Consider the following 16644-nt stretch of genomic DNA (forward strand, 5'->3'; position numbering starts at 1 on the left):
GTCTCGCCTGACCATGTCTGTCAGCCGGTTCGATAAATCGAGCGCCTTATCCGCTCAGGACCTTCAAGACGCTCAAGCCTGATTCGAAGGCATGCACCGCACGCATCTCGGTAGGCAGCGGTGACAATGCGTGCCGATGTTGTATGCCAGATTAATGGTCCTGTCTTCGTCTATTTATCTCCTTTTTCCTCGGTGTTTGTAAGTAATAGTCCTTCCTTGTATCTCCCATGCTCGTAGGGTGCCGCCGAACAATACGGCTAGGATGAAAGTTGATTCAGGCCTTATGACAACAAGATGACAGGGTGGGCCCATGCTCAATAAAACGTTGCTTGCGTTGTCGGTTGCCGGCGCCAGTCTTGGTGTTTGTGCCGATGCCACCGTGATTCATGATGCCAACGGCTACGGTTTCGATGCCTATCGCCAGTTGGTGAGCTTTACCACCCTTGTCGTCGAGGATGGCAAGGTGGTGGCACGAGGCGATGAGCAACTGCTATCGCAGTATCCTGAACCACAGGCAACGATCGATGCGGGTGGCCGCACGCTGTTGCCTGGCCTGATCGACGCCCACGGACATCTGATGGGGCTCGGCTATAGCCTGCTCGAGGTCGAGTTGCGTGGCCTGGCGTCGGCCGAGCAGAGCGCCCGGGAAGTAGCCGACTTCGCCGAGGCAAATCCCGATCTGGAATGGATACGCGGCAGGGGATGGAATCAGGTGCTGTGGGACGGCAAGGCATTTCCCACCGCGCTAGTGCTCGATGAAGTGATTGCCGATCGCCCCGTGGTGCTGAGTCGAGTGGATGGGCATGCGATCTGGGTCAACAGCAAGGCCATGGAAATGGCAGGCGTGGATGGCGAGACCCAGGCACCGGAAGGGGGCGAGATCATTCGTGATGATGCCGGCACACCGACCGGCGTTTTCATCGACAATGCCGAGTTGCTTATCACCGACAAGATTCCCCCGCGCAGTGCACAGGAAATGGCCAAGGCCTTCGATACCGCTGTGGCACATCTGCAGGAGCTTGGCATCACTGGAATGCACGATGCCGGCGCCAGCGCCGCTGAGCTTGAGATGTACCACTCCAGGGCCGATGCAGGTGAGTTGGGGGTGCGCATCTACCCGATGGTGTCATCAAGCGACCCACAGCTTGACGAGATTCTCGCGCAGGGCATCCACGACGACCCCGAAGACTGGCTGGATATTCGCAGCGTCAAGATCTATGCAGATGGCGCCCTCGGCAGTAGAGGAGCGGCGCTGCTGGCGCCCTACAGTGATCGACCCGATTCCAGCGGACTGATGATCCAGAATCAGGACGCCCTGCAGGCGCTGGTCGATCAGGTCAGCAGCCAGGGATTCCAGGCCAATATGCACGCGATAGGCGACCGCACCAATCGTGTCGCTCTGGACGTTTATGCGCGTAGCCTGGAGCAGGATCCCCAGCGGCGTGAGCTTCGCCATCGCATCGAGCATGCGCAGGTGGTGAACGTCGATGATATACCGCGATTTACGGAACTTGGCGTCATTCCCTCGATGCAGCCCACCCATGCGACCAGTGACAAGAACATGGCCGGCGACCGGCTAGGCCAGGAGCGTCTCGCCGGTGCCTACGCCTGGCGCTTTTTCATGGACAGCGGTAGTCGTATCGCCGCGGGTTCCGACTTTCCGGTCGAGCCTGCCAACCCCTTTTACGGCTTGCACGCCGCCGTGACTCGGGAAGACCGCGACGACCAGCCCGAAGGAGGCTGGCTGCCCGGGCAGAAGCTCACCGTGGCCGAAGCCCTGCGCGGCTTTACCGTCGATGCGGCCTACGCGGCGCACCAGGAGGGTAGCCTGGGTGGCTTGATGCCGGGGCAGTGGGCGGATTTCGTGCTGGTGGATGCCGATATTCTGCGTGCCGATCCGGCGGAACTCTGGCGAACACAGGTGAGTGAAACCTGGATTGCTGGAGAGCGAGTGTTTGTGCGGGACCAATAGGCCGAAAGGTGCCCTACAAGGCTTGGAGCAAGGCCGATATGCAGAGGTTGTGGCGAAGGGGGGGGAGGGCGCCTGTTTACTCGTTCACGATGGCTCGATTTCAGTCTGACTCAGGGCGGTGATGGCGGTCTCGGCCAGGCCCACCAGCGATGAAATGTCCAGCAGCGAGGAGTGATGATACTCGGCGAGGCCGGGCTGGGTCCGCCAGTAGCGGGAGTCCTGTCCATCGATCTCCCACCCTGGTGGAATGTCCTGGACATCCCGCGGTTCGATGCTGAACGCGGCCACCAGCCCTTCGCCCTGATGCCAGCTCAGCAAGGTGGTCAGTGGCTGGCCGTTGTCGCGATTGATGAAGCACCGAAACAACCCTTGGGTCCAGACGTTCTGGGGGCTCGGTTGCTGTTCCGGGGCGAGTTCTCCGATGGAGAGCTCGCGCCAGATGGTGCCCTTGATCAATGGCTTCCAGATGCGCTTCGACGCCTTCAGCAGGATTTCCAGATAATCGTTGCGGATCTGATGCGCCAGAATCAGCGTATTGCAGTGGTTGATGAGTTCGTCCCACTGCATGCCGACCGCCAGGTGCTCCAGCTCATGGGCGAGCAGGGCGTCCACGGCGTGTCGTGTGGAAGGGTGTTGCAGGTAGTCGTGAAGCGGGTCGGACAGTTTCAGGTCATGGCGAGAGGTTTTCATATCGGTCCCTGCTGGGAAGAGGGACGGAATGCCACCTCTTGCCCCCGAAAAGCGATGCGACGGCGTCCATGCCGTCGCTGACTTGTCACTCGACCAATCCTTGGTCGGCAAGATCAGAATAGCCCCCTTAGACGGCTGTGCCTTTGACCAGGATCAGGTGGCCATGAGCATGGTTGTGCGATAGCGCTACTTTGCTGTTTTTTGGGCACAACTGGCCCAGTGTGGCGGAAAAACCTGTGGCCAGCTCTTCGCTTCAGCGCACCGTGGCCGTGCGTGAAGCGCGGGGCGAGGCTCGTGCGCCGGCTTTACAAGGGTTCGAGGCTCATCCATGTTGCCATTCTGAATCCACCGTCGGGCAGGAGGCTCATCATGAAGAAGCTGATCAACGATCCCAGAGGCAGCGTTCGCGAGATGCTGGAAGGCATGGTGGCCCTTCATCCTGGGCTTGCGCTGATGGATGAAGAAAACGTGGTCATCGACGCTAGCTTACCTGAAGACCCTGAGCGTCGGTCGGTGGCGGTGATATCCGGCGGCGGCAGCGGACACGAGCCGGCCCACGCTGGCTACGTCGGGCGCGGCATGTTGACGGCCGCCGTGGCGGGAGACGTTTTTACCTCACCGAGCGTCGATGCCGTGCTGGCGGCGATCCTTGCCTGCGCCGGTCCACGTGGGGCCCTGCTGGTGGTAAAGAACTATACCGGGGATCGTCTCAACTTCCGCCTTGCCGCTGAACTGGCAAGGGTCCGGGGGATTCCAGTAGAGGTGGTGATGGTCGCCGATGACGTGGCGCTGCGCGATTCACTACCCCGGGAGCAGAGTCGTGGTGTGGCCGGGACGGTACTGGTGCACAAGATCGCCGGTGCCGCTGTGGCCCGTGGTCTACCCCTCGAGGAGGTCGCCGCGCTGGCTCGGGGAGCGGCCGAATCGGTGGCGACCATGGGTATTTCCTTGGGTGCCTGCACGGTGCCGGCGGTCGGCCGGCCGGGGTTCGAACTCGGTGATGACGAGATCGAATTCGGATTGGGCATCCATGGCGAGAAAGGGGTTCGCAAGTCGGCCATGCTGCCGGCGGATACCATCGTCGATAGCATGCTGGAATCTCTGAGCCAGGCGTTGTCGGTGAAGGGGTGTCGCCTGGGTGTGCTGGTCAATGGTCTCGGCGGCACACCGCCGATGGAGCTTGCCATCGTGGCGCGACGGGCCTTGACCAGGCTGCGTGAGCTGGGGGCCGAGCCGGTGCTGGGGTGGTGCGGCAACTTCATGACGGCGTTGGAAATGCCGGGGTGCTCGCTGTCGTTGATGGTGCTCGACGAAGCCCGCGAGGACTTGCTCACGTCGCCGACCGAGGTACGCATCTGGCCAGGCAGTGCCGAAGTGGCAGCGGAGGTGAAGAGTGTGACTGCCAGCGTGCTTGATGAGCCGCTGCCGGGCGCCGACGAGGCTGGACCACCCTGCGAGCGACTTCAGCGAGCGGTGGCGGCGGTGGCGAGCGCCATGGTGGCCAGCGAGGAGCGCTTGACCGAGCTCGACAGTGCCGCCGGCGACGGCGACCTGGGGGCCAGCATGGTGCGCGCGGCTCAGGCGCTGCGCAAGCTTCCGGACAGCGCTTTTGGTGCGCCTGCCGACTGCCTGGCCAGGGCCGGGGAGGCCCTGAGGCGAGCGATTGGAGGAAGCTCAGGTCCCTTCTACGCCTTTGCCCTGCTGCGTGCGTCGCAGGCATTGCCGAGCGAAGGGGAGGTCGCAGCACAGGATTGGGCAAGGGCGCTCAAGGCCGCCGGTGACGCTATCGCCGAGATCGGAGGTGCTGCTCCTGGGGATCGCACCATGCTGGATGCGCTGATGCCGGCCAGCCAGGCCTTCGAGGCCGCGCTGGCAGAGGGATTGGACGGATCTCAGGCCTTTGCTCGGGCGGTCGAGGCGGCCTGGCGCGGCGTCGAGGCTTCGGCCCGCATGCATCCACGCTTTGGTCGCGCGGCCTACCTCGGCGATCGGGTGATGGGCGTGCCCGACGGTGGCGCCGAGGCGGTGGCAAAATGGCTCGAGGCCATCGACCGGTCCTGCGGCCGGCGCTAGAGCGCCACCAGTACCACCCAGGCGGTGGATAGGGTGAAGAGGTAGCCCAGCAGCGCCATCAGGCCGTCTCGTGCCAGCAGGGCCAGGCCGAACATGGTCTGAGCCGCGCCGGCGAGCGTGGCACTGAATGGAATCAGCTCCATCGGTGGCGTGGCGAGCGCAATGGCCAGACAGGCCAGGCCGATGGGGTAACGGGCGATCTGACCGGTGAATACAGTCAGCCTCGGTTTCAACAACCGATCGATCCAGGCGGCCGGCTTGCGCAGCCAGCCGATGGTTCGCTCGACCTTGTCGGTCTCCACCTCACGCCGCGCCAGCCAGGCCGGAAGCCAGACGCTCTTTTTTCCGGCCAGCAATTGTGCTGCAGCAAGCACGATTAGCAGCGCCATCATGGTGGGCACACCGGGGATATCACCGATCAGCGGAGTGAGCGTGACCAGGCCTGCGACCAGCAGAATGGGGGCAAAGCTGCGCCTGCCGACGGCGTTGATGACCTCAGCCAGACTCAGGCAGCGCTTGTCCTGGCTGGCGGCCTGTAGCTGGTCGAGCAGTTCGGTCAAGGATTCTGGAGAGGACTCTGAAGCGGTGGAACTCGTCGGCATGGGGCCTCGGGCGTGGGTAAAGCGACGTAGTATGGGGGCTGGAAAAGCCGCCTGTCCATGCCGTGAACCCAGCGCGCTTGACGCCTCCGGAGGCAGGCGGCGGTGTAGAGGCAGGCTTGCCAGGCCTGTCACATCGATCGTCAACTGCGTCCGCGCTTGTCGATGCGACGGCGACAGAACGGTGTCCAGGCAAGGGGCGAGGCGGGTGCGAGTTTAATATAAGTAGTTTCTTATTTTTAGAAGTTGTCGTATGCTGAAACTGATACGAGTCCTTCCCTATATCGGGGAGGGCTTTTTTTGTTGCCAGGCCTGATTCTCGATCGTTGTCTTCGACGCAGGCCGACGTTTAGCAGTGAGGTGCCAAGGATGTCGTTGAGACTTGCCAACCGTCTTGATGCGGAGCGTTTACAGCGCCTGATCGATGAAGCCTGCGGAACCGAACGGGCTGCCGCCGACCTGCTGGAAGAGCGACTGGAGCGTGCCGAGATTCGCGACCCGGACGAGATGCCCGATGACGTGGTCAGCATGAACAGCAAGGTTGTGCTCAGGGACGTCGACACGGACCGACTTCTGACGCGCACGCTGGTCTATCCTCATGCGCTGGCGACGACCGAAGATGGTCTATCGGTGATGGCGCCGCTGGGCGCCGAGCTGTTGACCCGTCGGGTCGGGGAAGAGTGGACGACCCAGGTGGCATTGGGGAAGCCAGGGCGCTGGCGGGTGGAAGAGATATTGTGGCAGCCGGAGCGAGAGCGTCAGTTTCATCGCTAGGGCTTGTCTGAAAAGTGCCTGCGCTCGGTAATACGGCGTTAAAAATCGGCTGGGGCGCCAGCCCGGTCAAAATACTCATTTACACCCCGTAAACTGCGCTTTCTCACCGATTTTTGCCTTGTCTAACCTTCGTTCGTCGACTTTTCGCTCATCGACTTCTCGCTCAAGGCCCAGTGAGCAGCGCAGCCGCAGCCTTTGGCATCACCTGGATGAGCAAAGGAGGAGGGAGATGGGCCGATTCACTCACCGGTTCTCAGGGTGTGTCCTCGGGCTGGGGCTTTTCCTCGCGGGTACAGGCGTTGCCGTGGCCGATATTGTCGTGCGGTTCTCCGGGACTCAGGGCATTCCCTTCACCGCTCAGTGGGAGTGGACGGGCCCAGGGCAGGAGCACAGGAGCGGGACCTGGGCGGGACGAGCGCCTCGGGTAGAGCGCCTGCCCGACGGAAGGTTCAGCATGACCGTCATCCAGCAGGCGTCCGGGGGCCGGCTGGAGGTGCTGGTCACCGGGCGCGGCAATCGTTCTTCCTCGTCCAGCAGTGGTGCCGGGGCGACGATGTTGTTCTCGTTGCAGTGAGCCTGGCCGCAAGGCCATGTCGTGATCGGTTCAGCGAGGCTCGAGCTCCCGGGGCAGACGGCTGCGATGTGAATTCTTGGTCATGGGGGGCGGGATGCCCAAGTGCTTGCGCGCCCAGTGTGCGGCCTCGGCGCGGTGATGCACCTTGATCTTCTTGAAGATGTTGTACAGGTGAGACTTGACCGTATGCTCACTCAGGAAAAGTTGGGTGGCGATATCCTGGTTGGACGCGCCGTTGCCGATGAAGCCGAGAATTTCCAGCTCCCGCTGGGTCAGACCGGCGACGGGACGGTAGGTGTTGAACTGCTGTCGTCGGAAATATTCGAACATCTGCTGTAGCAGCGGACGCGACATCCACAGGGCGCCATCGAGGAGTTGGATGATTCCCTTGCAGATATTGTCCAGTTCGTCGCGGCGATAGAAGATGCCCTGAAGGTGCAATGACGCCAACAATTCAGCGGCTTGTTCCTGGTTGGCCAGGTTGAACGCCGCCAGCAGAATGTCGGGAAACTGTGCCTTGAGCTCGTGGCAGCGATGCATGTCGCTGTGCGATAGCTGATCGGCGTCCAGTAGCCACAGTTGCACACCAGGAGGTGAGTTCGACAGTTCCGCTTCCAGGCCGGACACCGCCTCCGGGGCAAGAGGACTGACCTGGCAGTCGAGTACCTGGCTCAGGTGATGGGTGAACAACTGCGACTGCACGTTGGGGTGCGTGATCAGCCGGACGATCGGACCTTCCTGAAGGGCAGACATCGTCCCCTCCCTGTTCCCATGCGATGATTGATCGTTATCGTTTTTTGGTGATGCCGATTTAGTATCGTTATCGATACTAATATGCTTGTAAATGACCATTGGGCGTGAACTTTGTCATTTCCGAAGAATGGTTTTTTTGATTCGGGCCGCAAAGGATGGCCGCTGAGCGCCGTGGGTCGTAGGTGTCAGCACGCTGAACTGTGCGCCATTCGTCGTCTAGTCCATCGGAATTCTCACGAGGGAGTGTGATGCCGCTGTCATTGTGGATGTCTCTGGCCGCCATCTGTGCCATGGGGGCCATGTCTCCTGGTCCAAGTCTGGCCTTGGTGCTTCGTCATACGCTGGGAGGGGGGCGCAGCTCCGGGGTGGTGGCGGCGATCGCCCATGCGCTGGGCGTCGGCCTCTACGCCTTGCTGACCGTGTGGGGGCTGGGGGAGGTGATCGAACGCCATCCCTCCGCCTTTCGCGTGATCACGATCGGTGGGGCACTGTATCTGGCCTGGCTTGGCATAAAGGCGCTGAGGGCCGGGCGTGGCGGAGCGCTGGGCGCCCGACCCACCGCCGCCAGTCACCGCGTCGCTGCGAGAGAAGGGCTGTTGGTTGCCCTGGGTAATCCCAAGCTGATCCTGTTCTTCGTCGCGCTGCTCAGTCAGTTTGTCAGCCCCGAAATGTCCTCGATCGAGCGTGCCATCATTGTGCTGACGGCGATGCTGATCGACGGTGGCTGGTACGTCATCGTGGCGTTGGGGCTGTCGCACTCCCGCGTGCTGCCCTGGCTCCAGGCTCGCGCCCACTGGATCAATCGCATCAGCGGGGTGCTGCTGCTGGGGCTGGCGCTGAGGGTACTGGCGGGATAAGGCCGCCGCCGGCTGCGAGCATTTCGTGGCCGAGGCTGCTGGCGATGTCGGTTCATGCTGGCGCTGAGCGATGGAGGATGGCGTCCAGCGGACTTGCCGTCGGCAACACGCCATAGGCCGGGCTCGGGTGCTGGCCCAGGCGGGTGCGGCAGAAGGTATCCGCCACCTCGTGCGGCGCGTGCTGGACCAGCAGCGCTGCCTGGGTGCACTGGGCCAGCCACTGGGTCAGCCAGCGGGCCCTGGGCACCAGGTCTTCGCTGGTCTGTGGCTGAGGCAGCTGGGCCAAGGCGCGATCCAGATCCGGATGTCCACCTCGGGCATGCTCGAACAGCTGATACAGGGCCGCCATGGCCTCGGGGTGTCGCGCCATGACCCGCAGCACGTCGAGGCAGATCACGTTGCCGGACCCTTCCCAGATGGAATTGACCGGCGCTTCGCGGTAGAGCCGCGCCAGCGGTGCTTCCTCGACGTAGCCGATGCCTCCGAGGCACTCCATGGCCTCGGCCATGAAGCCGGGGGCGCGCTTGTTGTGCCAGTACTTGGCCAGGCTCGGCAGCAGCCGGGCCAGGGCGCGCTCCTGCTCCTCCCCGCGGCTGGCGCCGTCGAAGGCCTGAGCGGTGCGCAGCATCAGCGCCACGCCGGCCTCCACCTCCAGCGCCAGATCCGCCAGTACCGCCCGCATCACCGGCTGCTCGGCCAAGGGCGCCCCGAAGGCATGACGCTGACAGGTATGCTGCCAGGCCTCGCGCCAGGCCTGGCGCATCATGCCCACCGGGGCGCTGGCGGCGTCGAGACGGGTCTGCTGAACCATTTCCAGGATGGTGGCGATGCCGCGCCCAGGGTCGCCGAGCGGGTGGGCCCAGGCCCCCCGATATTCGATCTCGGCGGAGCCATTGGCGCGATTGCCGCACTTGTCCTTCAGTCGCTGAATCTCGATGGCGTTGCGCTCGCCATCAGGGGCGAAGCGAGGCACCAGGAAGCAGCTGAGGCCTTCGTCTCGCTGAGCCAGGGTCAGGAAGGCGTCGGACATGGGGGCGCTCATGAACCACTTGTGTCCGTACAGGCGCCAGCCGTCCTCGCCATGTTCGGCTCGGGTGGTGTTGGTGCGCACATCGCTGCCACCCTGCTTCTCGGTCATCGCCATGCCGAAGGTCAGGGCGTGCTTGTCGCTCGCCGGTAGTGCCCTGGAATCGTAGTCCTCGACGAGCAGCCCAGAGGCCCACCAATCCGGCAGTGAGCGTTCTCGACGCAGCACCGGGTAGGCGGCGTGGGTCATGGTCACCGGGCAGCAGATGCCGGTTTCGGCCTGGGTCAGCAGATAGAGTCCCGCCACGTGCGCCTGATGACCGCCGTGCCCCTCCTCCGTCCAGGCCATGGTATGGACGCCACGGGTGGTAGCCAGGCGCATCAGGGCGTGGTAGGCCGGGTGGTAATCGACGGCGTCGAGCCGGCGACCATGACGATCGAAAAGTCGCAATGAGGGTGGGTGGCGGTTGGCCTCGTCAGCCAGTCGCTGGGTCTCCGCACGACCGACATCCTGGCCCAGCAGGGACAGTCGGCAACTCACCCAGGCCGGCGCCAGATGGGCCAGCCAGAACTGAAGCACGGCGTCGTCGGCGAAGGCGTCGAAGGGAAGAGAGTACGGCTGATTGTCGACCCGGTGGCTCGCCAGGCACTCTCGCGGAGCTTGGTCATGCATGGCCCTGTCCTGATGACGAAAGACCTGATAGTCAGCATGGTGTGCTGTGCCCCTCGGGTCAAACGAGAGGGATGACGCAACGGGACGGGATGGGTAGTCTTGGGGCTTTCTCGGTGGAGCCCTTCGATGTGCCCTGTTTCCTCTTTCGACTCGGCTCCCACGGCCTCTGGCGTGACGAATGCTGGCGAGGCGTCCCCTGATAACCAGCGCGAGGCGCCCGCAGCGGTGATCGCCCGGGAGCGTGTGCAGGTGGTGGATGCCCGCAATCGTCCCTGTGGCAGCGCCTGGCGCGCAGAAATGCGCCGCTATCGGTTCTGGCACCGCGCCACCTACATCGTGGTACGCAATCGCCGTGGTGAACTATGTGTGCAGCATCGAACGCTGACCAAGGAAGCCTTTCCCGGCGGACTGGACCTGGCGGCGGGAGGCGTGGTCGGCGCCGGGGAGGCGGTCCACGTCTCGGCACGTCGTGAGCTGGCCGAGGAGCTCGGTATCCGCGCAGTAGCGCTGCGCCATTGCCTGGAGTTTCGCTACGATGAGGACGGGTATCGCATCTTTGGCAGCGTCTACTGCGTAGAGTGGGACGGCCCCTTGTCGCTGCAGGCCGAGGAGGTCGCCAGTGTGGCCTGGATGTCACCGCGTCGAGCCCTCGAGCTCGCCGGCGTGACGCCGGATACGCGGCTGGCCCTCGAGTTGCTGCTCGAGCGCGAGGGGGACAATTGAATGCCGCTTTGCCGCCAGGGCGTTGCGACTGGCGCAATGACGTCTGGCATGTCATCGTGAAGACAGTAAGCGCGAGTTCATCCCATGACCCTGCATGATGTCGAGTGCCGCACCCATAGCGGCGAGCCCTTCAACCTCCGCGCCCTGCGTGGCCAGGTGCTGCTCGTGGTGAACGTGGCGAGCAAGTGCGGCTTCACCCCTCAGCTGGCGGAGCTGGAGGCGCTCTATCGTGAACACCGCGAGCGCGGCTTCACCGTGCTCGGGTTCCCCTGCAACCAGTTCGCACGGCAGTCGCCGGAGTCCGCCGAGCAGTTCTGCGCTTTCGGTGAGCGTGAGTTCGGTGTCACCTTTCCCTTGATGGAAAAGGTCGAGGTCAATGGCGCCAAGGCCCATCCGCTGTTCAAACGCCTGAAGGCCGAAGCCCCAGGATGGATGGGGACGCGCGCCATCAAGTGGAACTTCACCAAGTTTCTGGTCGCCCGAGATGGCCGTGTGCTCAAGCGCTATGGGCCTCGCGATGGGGGCGACGCCATGATGCTGGACCTCGAGCGGGCACTGGACGAATCCTGACCTCTCTCCCGCTCAGCGTATGTCTCCTCCGCGCGCCACCACCAGCCGTTCCACCAGTTCGTTGTAGCGATGGCGCACCATCATGGTGGTCAGGCCCGAGAACAGCGCCCAGAACTTGCGTCGCCAGCCCTTGAGGCGAAGGTTGTGGGCGACCAGACGGCGCATCAATTGGTGGTCATCGAACTTGCGCCACTCACCGGCGACCGACATCTGCTGACGCGACAATACCGGCGCCAGCTCGATCCGAAAGACCCATTCCAGGTCCTTGAGGGCGATGCCGTCGCGCTCGATCACCTCGACCATCCGCGCATAGTCGGACTCTCTGGGCTCGCGTTCGAGCCACATGGGCGCCAGGGCAAGCCACAGCTCGCCGCGTTCATCGACCAGGGTCTGTGCATCCATCGGGCGGTCTCCTCAAGCGGTGGGCAGCATCCTGCCCGACCCCGTGCCGGTGGGCAAGAGAGCGACGCGATCGCCAGCAGAGCCGGACAGGGCCCTGGTGTGTTCAGGCGCAATGCGCGGCAAGGAAAAGCGCGGGAAGTCAGGGGCATGTGCACAAAGGCGGACAGGGCGGCGCTGTGCCGCTAGAATATCGCGACCACGCTCTACACATTGGATGGCTCTCCCTCGGGAGCCGCGAGTAACGAAGAGGTCTGTCGTGATCATCAAGCCCAAGGTACGCGGATTCATCTGCACCACCACCCATCCCGTCGGTTGCGAGAAGAACGTCCTCGAGCAGATCGAGGCGACCCGTGCGCGCGGCCTCGATGCATCCAAAGGGCCCAGGAAGGTGCTGGTCATCGGCGCCTCCAGTGGCTACGGTCTGGCCGCGCGCGTCACCGCGGCCTTCGGCTACGGCGCCGATACCCTGGGGGTGTTCTTCGAGAAGCCGGGCAGCGAGAAGAAGCCGGGCACGGCGGGCTGGTACAACTCTGCCGCCTTCGACAAGTTCGCCAAGCAAGAAGGGCTCTACAGCAAGTCCATCAATGGCGATGCCTTCTCCCACGAGGCGCGTGACAAGGCGATCGAGCTGATCAAGGCCGACATGGGCCAGATCGATCTGGTGGTCTACTCGCTGGCTTCCCCGGTGCGCAAGCTGCCCGATTCCGGCGAGCTCAAGCGCTCTTGCCTGAAGCCCATCGGCGAGACCTATCGTGCTACCGCCATCGATACCAACAAGGACACCATCATCGAAGCCCAGGTGGAGCCGGCGACCGAGCAGGAGATCGCCGACACCATCGACGTCATGGGTGGTCAGGATTGGGAACTGTGGATGGAGGCGCTGTCCGAGGCCGGCGTGCTGGCACCCGGCGCTCGCAGTGTGGCGTTCAGCTACATCGGTACCGAGATCACCTGGCCGATCTACTGGCACGGCGCCCTTGGCAAGGCCAAGGAAGACCTGGACCGGGCAGCCTCCGCCATCGATGACTCGCTCAAGCAGAGCGGTGGCGGCGCCAACGTGGCGGTGCTGAAGTCCGTGGTGACCCAGGCCAGTGCGGCGATTCCGGTCATGCCGCTGTACATCGCCATGGTGTACCGCGTGATGAAGGAGCAGGGTCTGCACGAAGGCACCATCGATCAGCTCAATCGTCTGTTCGGCGAGCGCCTCTACGGCGGCGAGGCGACCACCGATGACGTCGGGCGCCTGCGCCTGGACGACTGGGAGTTGCGTGACGATGTCCAGCAGGCGTGCAAGGACCTGTGGCCCCAGGTGACCAGCGACAACCTGTTCGACATCACCGACTACGCCGGCTACAAGCACGAATTCCTGAAGCTGTTTGGCTTTGAGCGCGATGACGTCGACTACGACGCCGACGTTGATCCTGTCGCCGAGTTCGACGTGGTGCAGCTGTAAACCAGAGGACTGCCGTTCGGCGATGAAGGAGGCCGCGACCGAGAGGTCGCGGCCTCCTTCGATGTGAAGCCAGCTGCCGTGGGTGTCGACCTGGTGTAGCCCATGCGCAACGGACATGGGCGCTGAATCTCGCAGATCAGTGGCGTAATATATGCCTCGCGCACACTCCTCGAGACCCCCCATGCCACACACCGTCAGCACAACACGTTCGCCGGATTTGCTTCGACAGGTCGGGGTCGTGGTCATGCCGGGGTTTTCGCTGCTGGCGCACGCCTGTGCCACCGAACCGCTGCACGTGGCCAACTTGCTGCACGGGCGAACCCTGTATCGATTGACCAGCTACGCCAGCGGCGGCGACGCGGTGACCAGCGCCTCCCAGCAGACGGTGTTGCCACGCGCCGCGCTGGGGGAGGCGGAGTCGCAGCCCGATATGGTGCTGGTGTGTGGTCCGGCCAAGCTGCCGGGGGGCATTCCTGATGACCTGGCCGCCTGGCTCAGGCGTCTGGCGGCGTCCGGGGTGGTGCTTGGCGGTATCGGCGGTGGCACCGAAGCCCTGGCCCGGCTGGGCCTGCTGGATGGCTACCAGGCAACGCTACCCTGGCAGCGTTTCGAGGCCTTCGCTGCGGCCCATCCCAGGGTGCGCCTGTCTCAGCAGCTGTTCGAGATCGACCGCGACCGGATCACCTGCGGCGGGGGGACCGCCGCCATGGACATGATGATCACCCTGGTGGAAAGCCACCACGGCTCAGGCCTTGCCACTCGTATCTCCGAGTACTTCGTGATGGAGCGCATCCGCATGGGGGACGAGCCCCAGCAGATCCCCCTGCGTTCACGCCTGGCCCATGCGCCGGACAGCCTGGTCGAGGCGGTCCAGCTGATGGAGGCCAACATCGAGGAGCCGCTGTCTACCCATGAACTTGCCGAGCACCTGGGGATCTCTCGCCGTCAGTTGGAGCGGCTGTTCAAGAAGTACCTGAAGTCGGTGCCGAGCCGCTATTATCTGGACCTGCGCCTGCAGAAGGCCCGTCGAATGTTGCGCGATACCGACCAGCCCGCGGGCGAGATCGCCCTGCAGACCGGCTTTTCTTCTGCCGCCCACTTTTCCACGGCCTATCGCAACCACTTCGGCATGACCCCGAGAGAAGAGCGACTGGGCTGACGCTCGAGGCTTTCTGTATCCGGTACGTCTTCAGGCCTTGATGAGCGACGCTTGTCGGAATGGTCTGGTCCTGAGGGTAACGGCTGCTGTCTTCACCGTGCTTCTCCCCTCCGTCGCGTTTCAGCTTCTCGCTCCGACCCTCTCGCTTCGCCCCTGCTCACTCCCGCATTTCTAGCCTCGCCTCCACTCGTTCCGTCTGCACGCGCTCCACTCGCCTCGTCTGCACTCGTCCCGTCTGCACTCGCTCTACTCGCCTCTGCGCTCTACATCATCTCCAGCACGACTCCTCTCGCTGATCTCTCCCCGGCTTCTGTCGTCCTATCGTTTCGCCTCTTGCTATCTCTACTGTGCACTGCCCGATGTGCCTACCCGCTAACAATTGGCGTATTTCCTTCTTTTGCGTCGCCGAGTGCATAGACCGGCACAGCAGTGGCACGTAAGGAATCTCCAATAAATGCTACATAGATACCGTAACTCCTGGAGCCGTTACGGCTTGTCCGCTGGCTGAGGTCAGGCAACGGCCAAGCAAATGGATCTGCTTTCGTCCCGGGAATGTCGATGGGCGTGTCGATAGCGGCCCGGGACGAAAAAAAAATGAAGAAGGCGTGTAAGAAAGTCGCAGGTAACACCTACCAACCACCATGAACAACAGACGAGTTGCTCGGAAGCCTGCCGCTATTGAGGTCGGAATTCTGTGCATATTCGAACGAAGCGTGAATGAAACGGTAGCAGCAAAGTGGAGGCGTCAGGATGCCATCCACGCAAACTAAAAAAGTGAAGACGGAGAGTTAGACATGAACCACACCACCATTTCTCGACTGGGTTTCTATGTGGCCCTGTACGGCGTCGTCGCCATTCTTTTCTGGATCGGCTTTTTCAAGTATCACCCCGATGAAGCTGCAGCGATCCAGGGCATTGTGGCCAGTTCGCCACTGATGGCCTGGCTCTATGATGTCGCCAGTGTCAATCAGGTATCGGCCGCGATCGGAACCGCCGAGATTATCGTCGGCCTGCTGGTAGCCGCCTATCCCATCTCGAAAAAGGCCGGCCTGGTGGGTGGTGCCTTGGCAAGCGTGATCTTTCTGACAACGACCAGCTTCCTGTTGACCACGCCGGGTGTGCTGCACGTCAGCAGCCTGTCGGGTGACACCCTGGCATTCCCGTCCCTGTTCGGAGGCTTCCTGGCCAAGGATCTGGTACTGCTCGGCGCATCGCTGGTGATCACCGGCTCAGCCTGGCAGGCGGTGAGTGCAGAGCGCAGTGCACAGCATGCTCAGGACGACGCTCTGGTTGCTGATGCTGCATAGAAATGAAAGGGCTTTTCGGTCTCGGGAGTGTGGCTTTCCCGGGCTGGAAAGCCCGGTCCGCGCCTGGTCCCTTTGTGAAGGGGCGCTGGTGGAGGACATGGCTACCAAGGTGTGTGGGCGCAAGAGTCCGTGTCGGCGCACCTTTCTAATCAAGAAGTTTGGGTGAATTAAATCAGCAGCTTAAACGAATATTGTGCCTGAATGATTAGATGGACATATTTGCAATTGCCAATATGAGGGATGCCGATTAGATTTGATGTTGCCGGGTAACAAAACGTTACGACGAGAGTCGGAAAGACGGAAAGTGGTTAGACCGAAGATAGAAGTAGAGGGCAGAGTGTCGGCGCGTCCAGGAAGATGATCCCAAGGGATGCTCGATAACGCACAAAATATCAAAACGATTCAACGTCGAAACACTATCGACGACTCCAAGGAGAGTGACATGAAAACCAAAATGATCTTTGCCGCAGTGATGGCCTCCATGTTTGCCGCTGGCAGTGTCTATGCCATGGACTCCGACACCCTGCAAAAGCGCATGCAGGAAATCGAAGAGCGCAGCACCGAAGCCTCTGAAGAGCAGAAGGTCGAGGCCCTGGAGCAGGAAGTGGCTGAGCTCAAGGACCTGCTGCAAATGACCGTAGAGAGCCTGGAAGAGTCCCAGTAACACAAGCTGGAGAAAGACACGCTGGAACACTGACGTAAAGGGCGCTCGCTCTGCAACCCGAGAGGATCGCCCTGGCAGCGCATGAACTAGCCAAAAGGACATGCAAGCGTGAAGGGAAATGTCGGTAAGGTGATAGAAAAGGTGTGCTCATCTTGATGACTCCCTTATCTACAGCGGCAGGGACGCCGTCTTGCCTTGCGGGTTTGAAGCGCTCTTTGGGTTGGTTGTGACAAGAAGTTGGGCATCAATATGCAGGCGGTTTCCGCTGGGTAGATGCCGCCAGCCAAAAGCGCTAGTGGTCAAACCAATGTTCGGACTGTGCAAGTCTGGTCATGCAGAGCAAGCGTCGGTTGCGTGCTGAAATGGTGCCCTTTA

Annotated in this window: 16 protein-coding genes; 11 read left to right on the forward strand and 5 right to left on the reverse strand. The window is 62.4% G+C overall.

Annotated features, from left to right (window positions below; translation table 11 throughout):
* Positions 1 to 310 precede the first annotated feature (310 nt).
* A complete protein-coding gene (locus tag NFH98_RS03035) occupies positions 311 to 1972 on the forward strand; it encodes an amidohydrolase (RefSeq protein WP_349622206.1) in 1662 nt (553 codons plus the stop codon).
* An 84-nt stretch (positions 1973 to 2056) separates the two neighbouring features.
* On the opposite strand, the gene NFH98_RS03040 is transcribed toward NFH98_RS03035, so the two are convergent.
* Positions 2057 to 2662, reverse strand: a complete 606-nt coding sequence (locus tag NFH98_RS03040; protein WP_045992774.1) for a hypothetical protein — start codon at positions 2660 to 2662, stop codon at positions 2057 to 2059.
* A 369-nt stretch (positions 2663 to 3031) separates the two neighbouring features.
* Here NFH98_RS03040 and NFH98_RS03045 point away from each other — a divergent pair, with 369 nt between their 5' ends.
* Positions 3032 to 4735, forward strand: a complete 1704-nt coding sequence (locus NFH98_RS03045) for a dihydroxyacetone kinase family protein (protein WP_349622207.1) — start codon at positions 3032 to 3034, stop codon at positions 4733 to 4735.
* Here the strand turns inward: NFH98_RS03045 and NFH98_RS03050 are convergent.
* Positions 4732 to 5337 carry an exopolysaccharide biosynthesis protein gene (locus NFH98_RS03050; protein ID WP_348827581.1) on the reverse strand — a complete coding sequence of 202 codons (606 nt, stop codon included), beginning with the start codon at positions 5335 to 5337 and terminating at the stop codon, positions 4732 to 4734. The genes NFH98_RS03045 and NFH98_RS03050 overlap by 4 nt on opposite strands.
* A 366-nt stretch (positions 5338 to 5703) precedes the next feature.
* Between NFH98_RS03050 and NFH98_RS03055 the strand changes: the two genes are divergently transcribed.
* A complete protein-coding gene (locus tag NFH98_RS03055; protein WP_045992777.1) occupies positions 5704 to 6108 on the forward strand; it encodes a GreA/GreB family elongation factor in 405 nt (134 codons plus the stop codon).
* 304 nt (positions 6109 to 6412) lie between these two features.
* Complete coding sequence (locus tag NFH98_RS03060) at positions 6413 to 6682, forward strand: hypothetical protein (RefSeq protein ID WP_349622208.1); 270 nt, start codon at positions 6413 to 6415, stop codon at positions 6680 to 6682.
* Positions 6683 to 6712: 30 nt separating this feature from the next.
* On the opposite strand, the gene NFH98_RS03065 is transcribed toward NFH98_RS03060, so the two are convergent.
* A complete protein-coding gene (locus NFH98_RS03065; protein ID WP_108131263.1) occupies positions 6713 to 7435 on the reverse strand; it encodes a response regulator transcription factor in 723 nt (240 codons plus the stop codon).
* A gap of 248 nt (positions 7436 to 7683) precedes the next feature.
* Here NFH98_RS03065 and NFH98_RS03070 point away from each other — a divergent pair, with 248 nt between their 5' ends.
* Entirely contained in the window at positions 7684 to 8292 is a 609-nt protein-coding gene (locus NFH98_RS03070) for a LysE family translocator (RefSeq protein WP_083970155.1), read from the forward strand.
* Between the two features lie 52 nt (positions 8293 to 8344).
* On the opposite strand, the gene NFH98_RS03075 is transcribed toward NFH98_RS03070, so the two are convergent.
* The gene (locus NFH98_RS03075; protein WP_349622209.1) at positions 8345 to 9991 is read right to left on the reverse strand and encodes an acyl-CoA dehydrogenase family protein; all 1647 of its coding nucleotides are present in this window, start codon (positions 9989 to 9991) and stop codon (positions 8345 to 8347) included.
* Between the two features lie 171 nt (positions 9992 to 10162).
* Between NFH98_RS03075 and NFH98_RS03080 the strand changes: the two genes are divergently transcribed.
* Both NFH98_RS03080 and NFH98_RS03085 read left to right on the forward strand, forming a co-directional pair.
* On the forward strand, positions 10163 to 10714 hold the full coding sequence (locus NFH98_RS03080) for an NUDIX hydrolase (RefSeq protein ID WP_231498436.1): 552 nt from the start codon (positions 10163 to 10165) through the stop codon (positions 10712 to 10714).
* Between the two features lie 84 nt (positions 10715 to 10798).
* Positions 10799 to 11284 carry a glutathione peroxidase gene (locus NFH98_RS03085; RefSeq protein ID WP_045990894.1) on the forward strand — a complete coding sequence of 162 codons (486 nt, stop codon included), beginning with the start codon at positions 10799 to 10801 and terminating at the stop codon, positions 11282 to 11284.
* Between the two features lie 12 nt (positions 11285 to 11296).
* On the opposite strand, the gene NFH98_RS03090 is transcribed toward NFH98_RS03085, so the two are convergent.
* Positions 11297 to 11686 (reverse strand): DUF7079 family protein, encoded by a 390-nt coding sequence (locus tag NFH98_RS03090; protein ID WP_108131267.1) that lies wholly within the window; start codon positions 11684 to 11686, stop codon positions 11297 to 11299.
* 256 nt (positions 11687 to 11942) lie between these two features.
* Here NFH98_RS03090 and fabV point away from each other — a divergent pair, with 256 nt between their 5' ends.
* The 4 genes from fabV to NFH98_RS03110 all read left to right on the forward strand — a co-directional run bounded on the left by fabV (position 11943) and on the right by NFH98_RS03110 (position 16269).
* Positions 11943 to 13139 carry an enoyl-ACP reductase FabV gene (fabV, locus tag NFH98_RS03095; protein ID WP_349622210.1) on the forward strand — a complete coding sequence of 399 codons (1197 nt, stop codon included), beginning with the start codon at positions 11943 to 11945 and terminating at the stop codon, positions 13137 to 13139.
* A 181-nt stretch (positions 13140 to 13320) separates the two neighbouring features.
* Positions 13321 to 14298: a GlxA family transcriptional regulator gene (locus NFH98_RS03100; RefSeq protein WP_181248576.1), complete on the forward strand. Its 978-nt coding sequence runs from the start codon at positions 13321 to 13323 to the stop codon at positions 14296 to 14298.
* Positions 14299 to 15092: 794 nt separating this feature from the next.
* Positions 15093 to 15605 (forward strand): DUF417 family protein, encoded by a 513-nt coding sequence (locus NFH98_RS03105; RefSeq protein ID WP_045990897.1) that lies wholly within the window; start codon positions 15093 to 15095, stop codon positions 15603 to 15605.
* 442 nt (positions 15606 to 16047) lie between these two features.
* Positions 16048 to 16269, forward strand: a complete 222-nt coding sequence (locus NFH98_RS03110; RefSeq protein WP_045990898.1) for a hypothetical protein — start codon at positions 16048 to 16050, stop codon at positions 16267 to 16269.
* Positions 16270 to 16644: the final 375 nt, after the last annotated feature.

The sequence above is a fragment of the Halomonas sp. H33-56 genome (assembly GCF_040147035.1).
GTDB classification, from domain to species: Bacteria; Pseudomonadota; Gammaproteobacteria; order Pseudomonadales; family Halomonadaceae; genus Halomonas; species Halomonas litopenaei.

Excerpts from the sequence above, each read along its gene's own strand:
- NFH98_RS03075 (WP_349622209.1), bottom strand. The coding sequence starts at position 9,991 with ATGCATGACCAAGCTCCGCGAGAGTGCCTGGCGAGCCACCGGGTCGAC.
- NFH98_RS03065 (WP_108131263.1), bottom strand. The coding sequence starts at position 7,435 with ATGTCTGCCCTTCAGGAAGGTCCGATCGTCCGGCTGATCACGCACCCC.
- NFH98_RS03055 (WP_045992777.1), top strand. The coding sequence starts at position 5,704 with ATGTCGTTGAGACTTGCCAACCGTCTTGATGCGGAGCGTTTACAGCGC.
- NFH98_RS03040 (WP_045992774.1), bottom strand. The coding sequence starts at position 2,662 with ATGAAAACCTCTCGCCATGACCTGAAACTGTCCGACCCGCTTCACGAC.
- NFH98_RS03085 (WP_045990894.1), top strand. The coding sequence starts at position 10,799 with ATGACCCTGCATGATGTCGAGTGCCGCACCCATAGCGGCGAGCCCTTC.
- NFH98_RS03110 (WP_045990898.1), top strand. The coding sequence starts at position 16,048 with ATGAAAACCAAAATGATCTTTGCCGCAGTGATGGCCTCCATGTTTGCC.
- NFH98_RS03070 (WP_083970155.1), top strand. The coding sequence starts at position 7,684 with ATGCCGCTGTCATTGTGGATGTCTCTGGCCGCCATCTGTGCCATGGGG.
- NFH98_RS03035 (WP_349622206.1), top strand. The coding sequence starts at position 311 with ATGCTCAATAAAACGTTGCTTGCGTTGTCGGTTGCCGGCGCCAGTCTT.
- NFH98_RS03045 (WP_349622207.1), top strand. The coding sequence starts at position 3,032 with ATGAAGAAGCTGATCAACGATCCCAGAGGCAGCGTTCGCGAGATGCTG.
- NFH98_RS03105 (WP_045990897.1), top strand. The coding sequence starts at position 15,093 with ATGAACCACACCACCATTTCTCGACTGGGTTTCTATGTGGCCCTGTAC.
- NFH98_RS03050 (WP_348827581.1), bottom strand. The coding sequence starts at position 5,337 with ATGCCGACGAGTTCCACCGCTTCAGAGTCCTCTCCAGAATCCTTGACC.
- NFH98_RS03090 (WP_108131267.1), bottom strand. The coding sequence starts at position 11,686 with ATGGATGCACAGACCCTGGTCGATGAACGCGGCGAGCTGTGGCTTGCC.
- NFH98_RS03100 (WP_181248576.1), top strand. The coding sequence starts at position 13,321 with ATGCCACACACCGTCAGCACAACACGTTCGCCGGATTTGCTTCGACAG.